The organism is Lacticaseibacillus jixianensis (assembly GCF_003946485.1).
GTDB lineage: Bacteria > Bacillota > Bacilli > Lactobacillales > Lactobacillaceae > Lacticaseibacillus > Lacticaseibacillus jixianensis.
This window is the reverse complement of the sequence record NZ_RHOJ01000002.1, coordinates 91,692-105,847: the sequence shown is the minus strand read 5'-3', so window position 1 is coordinate 105,847 and position 14,156 is coordinate 91,692. Positions and strand designations below refer to the sequence as shown.

The window sequence follows — 14,156 nt, the reverse complement described above, 5'->3', positions numbered from 1 at the left end:
GCATGGATAACGAACCTCAGCACCCAGATCAAACTTCCCAAGCGGACCCGGCTAAGCCTGACCGCAAGCACCGCGGCTTTCGCTTTCCGGCCTGGGCCACGACCCTGATCGCAGCCGTCGCCCTGCTGTGCGGCGCCGGCCTCGGCTACGCCCTGCACCCCGAGCTGAACCCCGGGGACAAGCTGCACGTGCCGGCCGAATTTGGCAAGGTGATCGCGACGTACAACTCGATTCAGGCCAACTACTACAAGAAGGTCTCGCCGGCCAAGCTGGCCGACGGCGCCATCAGCGGCATGATGGGGAGCCTGGACGACCAGTTCTCCACCTACCTGCAAAACGACGCCAAGTCGAGCCTGGATTCCACGATTTCCGCCAGTTTCGGCGGGATCGGCGCCACCGTTCAGCAAACTGGCGACAAGCTGATGATCCAAAGCATCCAGCCGACCAGCCCCGCGAAAAAGGCGGGGATGCGCACCGGCGACCAGCTGATGGCGGTCAACGGCAAATCGGTGGCTAAACAGAGCGTCACCGAGGCCGTGGCCAAGATCCGCGGTAAGATCGGCACGACGGTGAAAGTTACGATCCGCCGCGGCGGCGCCGACCAGACGCTGACGATGAAGCGGGCGAAGATCACGCAGGACACCGTGACCGCCGCGTTGAATAAGACGGATAAGACGATCGGCGTGATCACCGTCGCCAGCTTCTCGGATCCGACCGCCAGCCAGTTTGAAAAGGCAGTTAAGACGATGCGCAAGCAAGGCGCCAAGAAGTTCATCATTGATCTGCGCGGCAACCCCGGCGGCGAGCTCACCACGGCGCTCCGGATGGCTTCGATGGGCCTGAAGAACGGGCAGACCATCGTCAAGGTCGAGGACCGCGCCGGCAAGACCGAGGTTTACAAGGCCGGCAAGGGCTACGACGAAGGCTTCAAGATCAAAGAACCGCTGGCGGTCCTGATCGACGGCAATTCGGCTTCGGCCTCGGAGATCCTGGCCGCGGCCTGGAACCAAAGCGCCAAGGTCCCGCTGATCGGGACCCAGAACTACGGCAAGGGCACCGTGCAAAATGTGGCTGCGCTCGGCGATAACGCCGAAGTGAAGCTGACGGTGGCCAAGTGGCTGACGCCCAACGGCTCCTGGATCAACAAGAAGGGGCTGACGCCGACCATCAAGGCGGCTTACCCGGCCTGGGCGCAGATCGCCGGCTTTGCGACGACTACGATGAAGCTGGGCGACGAAAGCCCAGACGTGAAGTCGCTGCAGATCAGCCTGGCGGCGCTGGGCTACAACGTGGGCACGGTCAACGGCTACTTTGGCCCGACCGTACAAACGGCGGTCCGTCAGTTCCAGCAGCAAAATGGCCTGCCGGCGACCGGCCAGACGAATGGGGCCATGCTGACGAAGATGATCACACTTTTGTCTGCCAAGCTGCAGACGGAAGACGCGGCCATGACGGCAGCGGTCAAGCAACTGGACAAGTAAGGCGAAGGCGCGTCCAGCACCATGCGGGCGCGCCTTTTGCGTGCCAAGGCACCTGATGCGCCCGCGGCCCCCGCAAGTCGTCTGACCTGCTCATTTGACCGCCGTGTGCTAGACTAGGCCAAAATTGGTGAATCATGGGGGTGGCAATGATGGAAATCTCGAGCACACGCCGGTGGTGGGCGCTGACGGCCCTGGGCTTTTTTGCGTTCATGACCAATCTGGACGGGTCGGTGGTCAACGTGGCGGTGCCGGTGATGGCCAAAAGCCTGAACGTGGCGGCCAGCCGGATGGTTTGGGCGACGTCGGTGTACCTGATCGTCCTTAGCGCCTTGCTGCTGCCGTTCGGCAAGCTCGGCGACCTGGTGGGCAAGCCGCGCATCTTCAAGTGGGGCACCGCCGGGTTCATCCTCGGCTCCCTGCTGGCCGGCATTGACCTAGGCTTCAACTTTCTGATGCTGGCGCGGATCGTGCAGGCGACGGGGGCCGCAATGACGCTGGCAAACACGTACGGGATCGTCACGGCCAGCTTCGCCGCTAATGAGCGCGGCAAGGCCATGGGGTTCGTGGGGACCTTCGTGGCGCTGGGCAGCGTTGCTGGACCCGCGGTCGGCGGGCTGATCCTCGCCGTCGCGCAGTGGCCGGTCATCTTCTGGTTCAACGTCCCGTTCGGCCTGGTCGCCCTGGGGCTGGCGCTGTGGGCGATGGGCGATGGTGCCCCGCAGGCCCAGCCCTTCGACTGGTGGGGGGCGCTGGCGCAGGGGGTTGCCATCACCGCGGGCTTTTGGGGCCTTAACCTGAGCCAGACCGACGGCTTTACCGCGCCGCTGGTGGTGAGCCTGTTGGCCCTGGCCATCGCCGCGGCCGCCTGGTTCATCTGGCATCAGCTGCACACCCCGGCGCCGCTGCTGCCCCTGACGATCTTTCGCAATCGCATCTTTGCGTTGGGGGTGCTGGCGGTCTTTCTTGTCTTCATGGTCCAATTCTTCACGACCGTCCTGATGCCGTTTTACCTGGAGGACGCTTTGCGCCTGGGTCCGGGCACGGCCGGGGCGCTGCTGACGCTGTATCCGCTGATGATGGTCTTCTTTGCGCCGCTGGGCGGTATTCTGGCCGATAAGCTGAACGTTGCGGGGGTTGCGCTATTTGGCGTGCTGGTGATCGCGGTGGGCAGCGCCGGCTACCTCCTGCTTGGCCTGCACAGCTCGCTGTGGGTCTTTGTGATCATCACTGTGCTGCTGGGCATCGGCAGCGGTGTGTTCCAGTCGCCGATCGGAGACATCGTGATGTCCGTTGCGGATGTGAGTCAGCTCGGGATCGCCGGCAGCTTCAACGCGCTGGCCAGGAACCTGGGCATGGTGGCCGGGACCAGCACCGCCACGACGCTGCTGTTCGGGCGCATGAGTGTGCTCGCCGAGCGCCGCATCACCACGTTTCCGCTGGGGCATGAGCCGTGGTTCATCAGCGGGATGCACCTGGCGATGGGGGTCGGCACGCTCCTGATCATCGCCGCGGCGGTGGTCCTTTGGCGCACGGTCCCGCTGTGGCGCACATTCAACCAGACTAAGGAAAAATGAGCGGTGGGGCGACCGGAGAGCGGTGGTAAACTGGAGTCGGGTTTCAATTCGAATGGAGGAATTCCGATGAAAGCAATCGTGATTGAACACGCCGGCGGCCCGGCAGCGCTGCAACTTAAAGAGGTGCCAACGCCGCAGGTCAAACCAGGCTGGAGCTTAGTCAAAGTCAGAGGCTTTGGGATCAACCGCTCCGAGATTTTTACCCGCAACGGGGAATCGCCGACTGTCAAGTTTCCGCGAATCTTGGGCATCGAATGCGTCGGCGAGATTGCCGAGACGACCGATGCCGAGCGGCTGCCCGTTGGCCAAAAGGTGGCCAGCCTGATGGGCGGGATGGGCCGCGCCTTTGACGGGGGCTACGCGCAGTACGCGCTCCTGCCAAACAAGCAGATCATCCCCGTCGCTACGGCCTTGAGTTGGGCCGAGTTCGCCGCGATCCCGGAGACGTACTTCACAGCCTACGGGGCGCTGCACAATGCGCACCTGAACCGCGCCCACAGTTTGCTGGTCCGGGGTGCGACCAGCGGCGTCGGCAGTGCGGCCATCAAGTTAGCCAAGGCGATGGATCCAACCATTAAGATCGCCGGCTCCACGCGCCACCAAGAGAAATTTGCTGAACTGAAGGCCATCGGCTGCGATGAGCCGCTGCTGGATCAGGCCGGCAAGGTCCAGACTGACGCCAAGTTCGATGCCATCATCGAGCTGGTCGGGACGGCGACGTTGACGGACTCGTTGTCGCACCTGAACCCGCGCGGCTATTGCTGCCTGGTTGGCGGCCTGGCCAATCAGTGGACGGTGCCGGAGTTTGACCCGTTTGTCATTCCGACCGGCGCCTCCTTGACCTCGTTCGGCTCTGGTGCCGAGATCACGCCGGAGCGCTTCTCGAATATGATGCGGCTGATCGAGAATCACCATATTGATGTGAAGCCACGCAAGACGTTTGATTTGGCGCACACCGGGGATGCCCAGGCCGCGCTGGACGAGCCGGATAGTTTCGGCAAGGTGGTCGTGCTCGTCTAATCAACTCAGACTCCATGTGAAAAGGCCGCCCGCTGCGCGCTGCAGCAGGCGGCCTTTTGAATGGCGGCAAGGATTATTTGGCCTGGTGGGGCACCCGCTTAAGCGAGACCTGGTCGCCGACTTCGGCCACCACGTCGTAGCCGGGGTCATTGTCCAGCGGCCCGAAGTTCAGCGTCAGGGTGTGCCCAGTTTGGGCGGCGAGGTGCACGCGCTCCTTGACGATCATCTGCAGGGCCTCGGCGAAGGTGAAGTGGGTGGCGGCGTCTTTTTCCGCCTTGGCCAGCGTGTAGCCCTGATCGATCATCGACTTAACAAAACTGATGGTGACGATGTCGCGGTAGCTGTACCGCTTGTTTTGCCCGACGCCGTGCCGGATCGGGTGCACGATGCCTTTTTTCTCCCAGTACCGAATCTGGGTCGCGGTGGCGCCGGTGACCCGGCTGGTCTCGCCGATCCCCATTGACACGTCAAGGTCTTGGACCTGACGTTTGAATTCATCCAAGATTTTTTCCTCCCGCACATTGACATGTAATTACAACTGACGTAATATTTTCACTTGTGATTGTAACACAATGTTATATCCGCGTAACAAAAAATTAGATAGGGAGCCTAAAACATCATATGGATAGTCTGAAAAATGCTAAAGATGTGAATGGCCAACCGATCCATGCCCTGATGATGATCATCACCCTGCTTGTGGGGACCTTCACCACCGTCTTGAATCAAACCATTCTCTCCACCGCGTATCCGACCTTGATGGATACATTCAATATCTCCACCTCGACGGTCCAGTGGCTGACGACGGGCTTCATGCTGGTCAACGGGATCATGATCCCAGTCACCGCGTTCCTGGTGAACAAGGTGCCGACCAAAATTTTGTACCTGTTTGCGATGAGCACGTTCCTGATCGGGACGATCGTCGCCTATGTGGCGGGCAGCTTCGGCGTGCTGCTGACGGGCCGCTTGATTCAGGCCGTCGGCGTCGGCGTCACCATGCCGCTGCTGCAGAACATCATGCTGACGATCTTCCCGCCGGACAAGCGCGGGGCAGCGATGGGCGTTGCCGGCATTGCCATCGGGGTCGCCCCGGCGATTGGCCCGACCCTGTCCGGGTGGGTCATCGACCAGTTCGGCTGGCGGATGCTGTTCGGCATGATCATCCCCGTGGCGGCGCTGGTCTTGATCAGCTCGTTCTTCTTCATGGCGAACGTGCTGCCTGACCGCAACCCGAAGCTCGACGTGCTGTCGCTCATCGAGTCGACCATCGGCTTTGGCGCCTTGCTCTACGGCTTCTCGGAAGTCGGGGACAAGGGCTGGGGCTCGCCGATCGTCTACGGCTCCATTATCGTTGGCGTGCTCGTGATCGCACTGTTCACGTCCCGTCAGCTGCACTTGGATCAGCCGTTCCTGGAACTGCGGGTCTTTAAGACGAAAATCTTCACGCTGTCGTCCATCTTGGGCTCCATTGCCAACATGGCGATGGTCGGGGCCGAAATGGTCATTCCGATGTACCTGCAGATCATTCACGGCAAAACGGCGCTCGAATCTGGGCTGACGCTTCTGCCTGGGGCCATCATGATGGCGCTGATGAGTCCGGTTACCGGGAACATTTTTGACCGCATCGGGGCCAAGCGCCTCGCCCAACTCGGCCTGTTCCTGCTGGCCATTGCCACCGTGCCGTACGCGTTCGTCACGGCCAACACGCCGTCGATCTACATCACTATGCTGTACATGGTCCGGATGTTCGGCATCTCGATGACGATGATGCCGCTGACCACCAACGGCATGAACGCTTTGCCGCAGAACATGATCGCCCACGGCACCGCCGTCAACAACACGGTGCGGCAGATCGCGAGCTCAATTGCGACCGCGATCATGATCTCCGTGCTCAGCGACGTCACCAACGCGTCCAAGCCGGCCAAGGCGCTGCTCACGGCCGACCCGCTGGCCTACAAGCACGCGTTCTTCAACGCGACCTTGAACGGCTACCACGCGGCGTTCTGGTTCGCGATCGGCTTCTCGACGCTCGGCTGGCTGCTGGCGTTCTTCCTTAACCAGAAGACCGGCTCCGTTGAAGTCGACCTCAAGCCTGACACTAAAAAGGAGGCGGCAAAATGATTCTATGGATACTGATCATTAGCACCGCCTTGCTGTTTCTCAGCTTCATGCTGATGAAGAACTCCTGGCTGCGCACGTGCCTCAGCGCGCTGTTTCTCGTCATGCTCTTGGGAGCAATCGCGCTGATCCAGACCAACGATGCCCAGCACTTTGGCATGAAAAAAGTCACCACCGAATCCACGCAAGTGATCTACAGTGCTTCACCGAGCCCGCGGCTGAAACTGCTGTTGCATCAGGACATCGGCACCGCCGGCAAGCACAGCGTGGTCATCTACAAGACCAGCGAAAAGGGCAAGGCCACGCACACCAAGGCGGACTACGACATTCACAACAAGGTCGTGTCTACGACTGACAACGTGGCGCAGATGAAAGTCCGGCGCACCGAGTGGGTCTACAAGTCAGGCTTTTACGCCACTCTGTTTGCCCATCAGAACAACCATCTGCTGATCAGCCAGACCAACACGTTCTCGCTGCCGAAGGGTTGGTACAACCTGACCACCAAGCAGGCCAAGGCCCTCGGCAAGCAGGCGAAGGCCTTACAACATCCGAGTGCCGCGCAAAAGGCTCAGATGGCCCAAGCCATTCAGGCCCAGGTCGCCGCGGCGATGAAAAAGGATCCGGCCATGAGTCAAGCCGACCAGCAGGCGCTGGTCAAGCAGATCACCGCCAAGTTCCAGCAGCAAGCGATCGCCAAGCTGATCAAACAGATTCAAGCCAAATACTAAACCAATTCCGCCAACAGCCGGGTCTGAAAAGATCCGGCTTTTCTCGTACCCTTGAATAAGTTTGAGTTGGGAGACCTACTTCAGACGGTACACTTCATGATTTTCCCCAAAGGCTTTCAACCCGGCTTGTGCAGTTACCTGCGTCGTTGGTTCGGTCTTTACAAGTAGGCGGGTGGTTGAAATAATGAATCAGACCCGGTTTGTTTACCGACAAACTTTTTTTAACTGCCGGTCGCCTGTCGACTGGTGGCCGACTGTTGTGGATTGCCGACTGACAAACCTTACTAGATCAACGTTTTGGCGCCCACCCAAGAAAAAATAAATCCGTTAGGCCGCCAGAGTTTCGTTGTAGGGTCTGGTCCAGGGCGGAAATTCGGTGATTTTCGGTCATCAATTAACATTTTTCTGGGGATTTAGCCGAAATTGGCGGATAAGTACTTATGATAACGCTTTTTGTTTTTTATTCGTTGGTATCAAGCTGAAAAATAGAAACGGTTTCCTCGGGACTATGCATAATTTAAGAATAAAAATTTATTTTTATCCGCAAATTTTCGCGTCGGGTTCAGCGGCGTGTTGACTTTACTACAGGCGCTGTCTAGGCTTGCCCCTGGTGTCTCGAAATGTGTATTTAATGGCTGACACGTTTCAGCTTTGATAGGTTTCCCTAATGGAGGGATAAAATGGCATCACAACTTTCTGGCCCCCTGCGCTCTTTGCTAACGGCGATGAATCTTGGGCGCAATACCAACCATCCGCTGGGTGGCTGGCAGGTATTGATGATTCTTTATCGCGATGGTAGTACCACTGGTGAGCCAATGACGATAAGGTATCTGGTCGATCATTACAATAGCGACTACTTAGAACCTGGTGAGCCGCTGATTGATGATGACGTCCTGCGCCCAATCGTTAAGGTGCTGGTGGAACAAGCCCACCTGGTGGCCGAGTCGACGCGCAAAGTGCGGGAACGAATGAACTCTGGCAAGTTTCACGTCATTCAGTCCTCCGTCTACCGGATCAATGCCGCCGGAATTGAATATCTAAAGGCCATGCAGCGCGTGATTGACGCGGAGAACACGGTCGTGGCCTCGACCAAGCGCATCACCGAGTACTGCCAGTTGGTCAAGACCTTTCAGCAATATGACAGCATGTCGACAACCGATATGCAGCTTTACGAAGATTTCAATCGCATGCTTTCGGCTTACGACGAGGTGACACAAGGCCTGCGTAAACTGGACGTCGATCTTCATGACATCAGTACCGATCTCGCCTTTGATCGCCTCGGTGATGCTTCACTTCATCTGCAAACGATGCTGCATGAACAGGCGATTCCGGCCTATACCCAAATGATCAAGCAGGCGGCACTCCTGCGGTGGCTGAGTTTGCAGGAAGGATTCGGCGAAGCAGTTGCAATCAGTCGGCAGGCAAAGGGGAACCTTGATGTTGCCGTCGCGATCGGTGACGAAAGCGCACTTGAAAGCGAACGCGAGAAAACCAAGGCGTTTGTCCAGCGCCGGCTCGCCAGCATGATTCAGAGCTTTGACCCATCAACTTCAGCGATTCAAACCAGTTTTGACTCGATTTACTTGCTGTACCAAACGCTTAATGACGCCTCACAGTTGCTCGCGCGTGAGTACGAGCATGTTAGGCGGCAGAAAATCGATTTGCGGGCCCTGACTGACGATATCGATCAGTTGATTACGAAGGCGTCGCGCCTTACAGTGCCTCATGCTTTGCCGTTGCACCTGCCCATGGACCGGCTGAGCAGGGCGGAAATGGCGGCAGTCGAGTCGCTGCCTCGAGATCAACGCGCCGATAAGATGGCGGACCTCACCAGTTCGGTTCGCGCTGATATGCTTGAAGCCGGGACAATGGAACCCGTGACGCGCCCCGTGACAGAAGCCGTCCGCAACACCGTCACCGCTGCAGATAATCCTGAAGCGGCGGTGGATGGTGACCTGGCTGCTGATGAGCAGGCCGCGATTCAAGAGTTTGCAGCGCTGACCATGACTTCCAGGCGAGTGGTCGACATCACCCATGACTTGGAGTTTACGACTCAGTTGGCCCGTGATGCGGTCGTGGCCCTGTATCCGGCGACTCAGTACGTTGATCCAGCAGGGTTTGGCGTGTTTGGCCGCAGTGTCGAAGAGGCAGCGGTAACGACTGACCAACCGATTCAGCTTCACTTGCAAGGCGAACTGTTTGCGGTGACCCTGCCACATGGTTTTCGGGTCACTTTCCAGAAAGAGGGGTAACAAGTGGCAGAATTAGAAAAAGCCCACCGGTTGGCCATCAACCAACTGCTTGATCATGCCATTTTCACGGGGTCGATTGACCAAGGAATGCGCCAAAGTGAAAGGAAGTCCCGCGAGGTGTATCAAAGCCCTTCTGGGAGGCAACGGATTCAAGGCTGGTTCTCACGCCTTTTTGGCGAAGCACCGACTGGCTTTCGTGACAACTGGCTTTGGTTAATGGGACCGGAAAAACTGCCCGCTACTCACGTCACGGTTTTGCTCGCGACTCTAAAAGCGGTGATCAATACGCCGGCCGCCCAAGGCATCGAGGCCGACCGTGTGATTGAGGCCCGGCCAGTGATTGCCGCCGTTCACTCTGCAGTGCCAGAATTAGGCGAGCGCAAGATTCGCAAGATCATCGATAGTCTGTTTGTTGAGCGGTTCAAACTGCTAACGCCGGATAATCCTGAAGTGGCAGAGGAGAAAAACAGTACTGTGCAGGAATACTGGGACGTGGCAGAGGATTTCGTCTCGGCCGCCCAACTGTTGGTCTCGGCGCTCAAAACGGGACTGAAGCCTAACTTGGAAAGTGCCACGCCGCTGCAGCAAGTTAATCGATATTTGCTCAAGCATCGGTACCTTGATCAGACGCAGCCGCAGTTGTGGGCCACGTTGAAAGCTAACAAAGTGGCAGTCGCGGACATGTGGGCCCCGCTTCAGCGGTTTTACCTGGAGGTCGGGGATGATTACGCGCTGCTCCTTGACGGCGCGCGGCGCCAGCTCCAGTCTCGGCAGTACTTCGTCGCCTTGGCAGTGGCGCGTTCTCTCGGTGCCGGTGTGCCAGATGCTGATTTGGGCCAGCGTATTAAAATGCTGTCCCGTCAGCTGTATTCCGAGGCCGTTGTGAATCAGACTCAAGTTAAAGAAGAAATCGAGAATAACAGCTTGGCGCAGGAGAAGAATGGTTTTTGGATTGCCACCCCGGTCGCCAAGCGGTTTGCGATCACGTTAGGAGATAGTGATGGAAAATAATGATTTCTTGCATCCAATCAGTTACCATCTGCGGGATTTCGGTCAGTATCAATGGCTAGACTTGTCGGCTTCGCAAGCTGGCAATCTGACGTTGCTGGGGGCTAATGCGGTCGGCAAAACGACCTTAGCCAATTCGTGGTTTCCCGTCCTCGTTGACGGTTCAATCGCCACGCCGTCCTTCAACCCAGCGCGCAGTTCAGATGCGATCACCCAGTCCACGCGGCCGCGCAATACCCTGAAGGATAAGCGGACTTTCAGTTCCATGCTCCTGGGCTGGGGTGCCAGTGCGTTTAAGGTCAGGACCGGTTATACGTACATGACACTGAAATCCAATACCAGGCAGGTCGTTTTGGGTATTGGGGCGCACCGACAAAGCGATGGGCTCAAGTCTCAGACTTGGTGGTTTGTGCTTGAAAGCAAGTCAGTTGATGATCTGGTCTGCGTTGATGGGCAAGGGCTGGGTCTTGATAAAGAGGCGTTTAGTGACGCCAATGCCGGATTCGGCCAGGAGTTGGTGATTTTTAAACGCTGGGAAGACTACCGCAGTTTTGTAGCAGTGAATATCTACGGCTTTGATTCCGGCGAGACCTTAGGCAAACTCGCCAACGCTTATCGGTTGCTGGCCTCACCGATTCTGACCGGCGGTAATGCCCGCTTCGCGCCAATCCCCATTGCCTTGCGCGAGGCGCAAGAGCCCATTGATCGCGACCAGATTATTCAGCCGCTAGCTGAGTCTCAGCGTCAACTTAATCGGACCAAGGCGCTGCAGCAAGAATTAGAAAACGGGCAGAAACGGTTAGACAAAATCAAGCTAGAACTGTTCTGGGGCAATTTGAATCGGTTAGCTGAATCCAGCGACAGCATGCTCAATACGCATCTCAAGCAGGCCAAGGCTTTGACTCAGGCTAAGGAGGCAGTCCGCGCCGCCAATGCCGCAATTAATCAGTTGACTGAACAGTTGAGGTTAATCAAAGAGAATCAAGTAGCGGCCGCGGCTAAGCTTGAAACCCTTCAAGCTGCGGTGGCCAAGCAGCAGGTAATCGAGGAGACGCGCCGCTCGCTTGACCATCAGATCGCTGACCTACAAAAGCGGCAAGCCATTTGTGAGAAACAGCAGCAGGACCTGGCAGAGCTTGAAGAAACGGTCCAGCAGGCACAAGTCAAGCTGGCTGCACTGGTCAGCCGCGGTCAACAGATTCAGACCGAACAGTTGGATCCCGTGATTGCTCAGTTGCATGGTCAGTCCGCCAATATGGGCGAGCTGACCGGGGCGCTGGCGCAGACTGAGCAGAAACAGATGATTCAGAGTCTTGCAGATTATCTGGCGACGCATCAGCGGCTGGTCAAAGAGTATAAGCATCTGAGTGACGCCATAACTAGAACCAGCGAAGACATCGCGCTGGTCCAAGGCATGCAAGGAAAAATGGACACGGCCATCGACCGCCGCGCGACCGGCATGTTGGTCAAAACTGTGAATGCAGCTCTGCATCAGGATAATCGCGATATTCATGAGCAGGGCGCCGCTACCATGAACACCGCAGTGGCAACGCTTCAGCAACAACGGCATGCGCTGATCGATCATGCCCCAGATCTGGCAGTGTTGCTCGCTGATCCAGAACGACTCGACCAGCTGGCACAACTGTCAAAACAGGCTAGCGGGATTCTGGATCTGCTGAACCAGAACAGTGCCGCGCAGAAACTTTCACAGGCCAAACTGGATGGTCAAACCGCCCAGCGGGATCAGCTGGTGGCCAGTATTGACCCCAACTTTTCACCCGAGCAAGCTCAGACCACCATCGCTGAACTTACAGCTCAACGGAATGGCCTGAAAATCGATCCAACTCTTGGTCAACAGCTTGATGATCAGCAAAAAAAGGGTAACGATCTGCAAAAAACCGCCACTGACTTACAAGTGAAACAAGGTCAGCAGCAGGGCATCATGACCACCCAAACGGGCGTTGCCCAAACGGCACAGCAGGAGTTGCAGGCCGTCGATGCCCGCTTAACGGCTGCCCTGGCGGTGCTGAAGGCTTATACACCAGAGGGAATCCAGCTCGATGGCATTACTGCTCTCCTGGATTTTGTTCATGGCAATCGCGCCGTGATCCGTCGACATCCTTTTGGAGACGTCGGCGGCAAAGTGCGTGACGCCATTGATGGTGGCGAAAACAGCTTAGCCTTGGATGAGCTGTTCAGTCAGCGGGGAACCACGGCAATTGCCACGGCGATTCATGAAGAGCGGACGACCAGTGCCGCGGAGTTGACCGTTGTCCCGTTTGATCTTGGCCAGGCGCAAAGTGTATTGAAAGAGGACATTACGGCGGTGGCAAAGTCAGTTGACGAGCGCAGCAGTGGCCAGAATCTTGCACTGGAGACTTACATTAATGCGGCCGTAATGAGCATTAGCCAGCAATATGCGATTATCCCGGAGTACAATCAAATGCTCACTGAAGGCACGGACCCGGATGGCATTCGCCTGCACATTAAATTGCTGCCGCTGCCGGGCAGCACTGAACCTGCAATCGCGGAAGCGCGGGATCTGCAGGCATCGGCGCGGCCTGCTTTGGCGAAGCTGGTTGAGGACCGGATCAATCGTCTGGTTGAAGACGTTGAGCTGGCAAGTGACGATGAGGCGTTCATTGACAAGGCAGTCGAGTTGCTTGATACCCGGCTTTGGTCGAAGTTTGAAATTACGATCAACCGTAAAAACTCCGACGAAGAAGAAGTCGTTGACGACACCTTTGTCCAGTCCGGTGGGTCTGGTGCGGAAAAGGCCCAGGCCATGGTCTTACCCTTGCTGCTGGTGCCGAAGATGCGTCTACGCTTAGCCGGCAAGGCAGATGCACCACACTTGGTCATGTTTGATGAATTTGCAGACAAGCTTGATCCTGAAACGGCCAAAGCCTTTGCTCAGACCATCAGTCGGTTTGGTTTCAATTTTATCGCCACCATGCCGTCCGGCGGGCAGACCAAGTTGTTGGCAGACGGTGTGGCAAACCGGGCCTACGAAGTGCTGGCGCCCAAGCGAAAGGATGGTAAATTTCATGCCAACCAGGTTCATGAAGTGCTGTCGTGGCACCCAGAGGTACAACATGAGTGAGTATTCAGAGGCTTACCAGCAAGCCACTGGGAAGAAGCCACCAATCCAATATCCAGCCTTGGACCGACTGTTCGACGCGATGAAGCGAGGGGAGCGATTGCCGCCGCGCGGTCAGCAGTCAGTCGATGCCGGGTTGGTGGCGCACGCTTTAGTCGATGATAAGGCCGACCCTGAGCACTATCGTTATTATCAATGGGCGATCAAGCAGTACCTGCACTTGCCGGCTGTGAATGAGATGAGTGCCAAACTGATTGGAATGGTGTTTGTGAGCGCGAACGTGTTTGCCACGGACTTGCCCCAGCCACTGACCCTAAATCCTTGGCAGGCGGAGAAGATGCAGGACTGGCCGTTGGCAGCTGAACGGGCTGTGATCATCGAAAACAATGGCGTTTTCATCTGGCTGCATCACCTCCATCCTGACTGGCCGCTGATTGATCAGGGTGGCAATGATTTTCAAGAGACATATTTGACACTGTTCGCAAAGCTGGTCACTCGCGGCTTAACGGTGACTTATCTTGGTGACTTGGATGCGACTGGCGTGCGAATTGCTGATACCTTGAAGCAGGCATTGCCTGACACTCCCGACTTTTTGGCGATTCAGACGCCTGCCTGGGTACTCGAGCAGCTGAGCAGTTGGGGTAAGCGCGATCCGGCTAGAACTCGCTTTCAGTCTGTACAGGATCCTGACCTGAAAAAGGAGATGGTCAGCATCAACCGTCTCGGTCTGCTTGTTGAGCAAGAACAGCTGATTGGTGAGTACGAGAAGAAAATTTCCAGCTGGTTAAATTTGGTGTTATAGGGAAAAGATTTACCCAGCAAGCGATATCGTTCAGAATTTTCAGTCGTGAATGATTAACCTCAATCGTAAGCGAGAA

General features: G+C 57.0%; 10 protein-coding genes. 9 read left to right on the top strand and 1 reads right to left on the bottom strand.

Going from position 1 to position 14,156, the window contains the following annotated elements; all coding sequences use genetic code 11:
* Positions 1–2 precede the first annotated feature (2 nt).
* The 3 genes from EKM85_RS01540 to EKM85_RS01530 all read left to right on the top strand — a co-directional run bounded on the left by EKM85_RS01540 (position 3) and on the right by EKM85_RS01530 (position 4,075).
* A complete protein-coding gene (locus EKM85_RS01540) occupies positions 3–1,481 on the top strand; it encodes a S41 family peptidase (protein ID WP_125584514.1) in 1,479 nt (492 codons plus the stop codon).
* Positions 1,482–1,627: 146 nt separating this feature from the next.
* Positions 1,628–3,055, top strand: a complete 1,428-nt coding sequence (locus tag EKM85_RS01535) for an MFS transporter (protein ID WP_379881837.1) — start codon at positions 1,628–1,630, stop codon at positions 3,053–3,055.
* A gap of 66 nt (positions 3,056–3,121) precedes the next feature.
* Complete coding sequence (locus EKM85_RS01530) at positions 3,122–4,075, top strand: alcohol dehydrogenase catalytic domain-containing protein (RefSeq protein WP_125584513.1); 954 nt, start codon at positions 3,122–3,124, stop codon at positions 4,073–4,075.
* Positions 4,076–4,148: 73 nt separating this feature from the next.
* Here EKM85_RS01530 and EKM85_RS01525 read toward each other — a convergent pair whose 3' ends face one another.
* On the bottom strand, positions 4,149–4,577 hold the full coding sequence (locus EKM85_RS01525) for a MerR family transcriptional regulator (protein WP_125584512.1): 429 nt from the start codon (positions 4,575–4,577) through the stop codon (positions 4,149–4,151).
* Positions 4,578–4,696: 119 nt separating this feature from the next.
* On the opposite strand from EKM85_RS01525, the gene EKM85_RS01520 reads away from it, so the two are divergent.
* From EKM85_RS01520 to EKM85_RS01495, 6 genes are all read left to right on the top strand, one after another.
* Positions 4,697–6,193: an MDR family MFS transporter gene (locus tag EKM85_RS01520; RefSeq protein WP_125584511.1), complete on the top strand. Its 1,497-nt coding sequence runs from the start codon at positions 4,697–4,699 to the stop codon at positions 6,191–6,193.
* Positions 6,190–6,918, top strand: coding sequence for a DUF4811 domain-containing protein (locus EKM85_RS01515; protein WP_125584510.1), 729 nt, complete (start codon positions 6,190–6,192; stop codon positions 6,916–6,918). Before EKM85_RS01520 ends, EKM85_RS01515 begins: the two co-directional genes overlap by 4 nt.
* A 680-nt stretch (positions 6,919–7,598) precedes the next feature.
* Positions 7,599–9,170: a hypothetical protein gene (locus EKM85_RS01510; RefSeq protein ID WP_125584509.1), complete on the top strand. Its 1,572-nt coding sequence runs from the start codon at positions 7,599–7,601 to the stop codon at positions 9,168–9,170.
* A 3-nt stretch (positions 9,171–9,173) separates the two neighbouring features.
* A complete protein-coding gene (locus EKM85_RS01505; protein WP_125584508.1) occupies positions 9,174–10,181 on the top strand; it encodes a hypothetical protein in 1,008 nt (335 codons plus the stop codon).
* Positions 10,171–13,281, top strand: coding sequence for an SbcC/MukB-like Walker B domain-containing protein (locus EKM85_RS11560; protein WP_225418913.1), 3,111 nt, complete (start codon positions 10,171–10,173; stop codon positions 13,279–13,281). The genes EKM85_RS01505 and EKM85_RS11560 overlap by 11 nt, the downstream gene beginning before the upstream one ends.
* Complete coding sequence (locus EKM85_RS01495; protein WP_125584507.1) at positions 13,274–14,080, top strand: DUF2399 domain-containing protein; 807 nt, start codon at positions 13,274–13,276, stop codon at positions 14,078–14,080. The genes EKM85_RS11560 and EKM85_RS01495 overlap by 8 nt, the downstream gene beginning before the upstream one ends.
* Positions 14,081–14,156: the final 76 nt, after the last annotated feature.

What these genes read in the sequence shown, in the direction of transcription:
- EKM85_RS11560 (WP_225418913.1), top strand. Translation starts at nt 10,171, where the DNA reads ATGGAAAATAATGATTTCTTGCATCCAATCAGTTACCATCTGCGGGAT.
- EKM85_RS01530 (WP_125584513.1), top strand. Translation starts at nt 3,122, where the DNA reads ATGAAAGCAATCGTGATTGAACACGCCGGCGGCCCGGCAGCGCTGCAA.
- EKM85_RS01535 (WP_379881837.1), top strand. Translation starts at nt 1,628, where the DNA reads ATGATGGAAATCTCGAGCACACGCCGGTGGTGGGCGCTGACGGCCCTG.
- EKM85_RS01540 (WP_125584514.1), top strand. Translation starts at nt 3, where the DNA reads ATGGATAACGAACCTCAGCACCCAGATCAAACTTCCCAAGCGGACCCG.
- EKM85_RS01520 (WP_125584511.1), top strand. Translation starts at nt 4,697, where the DNA reads ATGGATAGTCTGAAAAATGCTAAAGATGTGAATGGCCAACCGATCCAT.
- EKM85_RS01495 (WP_125584507.1), top strand. Translation starts at nt 13,274, where the DNA reads ATGAGTGAGTATTCAGAGGCTTACCAGCAAGCCACTGGGAAGAAGCCA.
- EKM85_RS01510 (WP_125584509.1), top strand. Translation starts at nt 7,599, where the DNA reads ATGGCATCACAACTTTCTGGCCCCCTGCGCTCTTTGCTAACGGCGATG.
- EKM85_RS01515 (WP_125584510.1), top strand. Translation starts at nt 6,190, where the DNA reads ATGATTCTATGGATACTGATCATTAGCACCGCCTTGCTGTTTCTCAGC.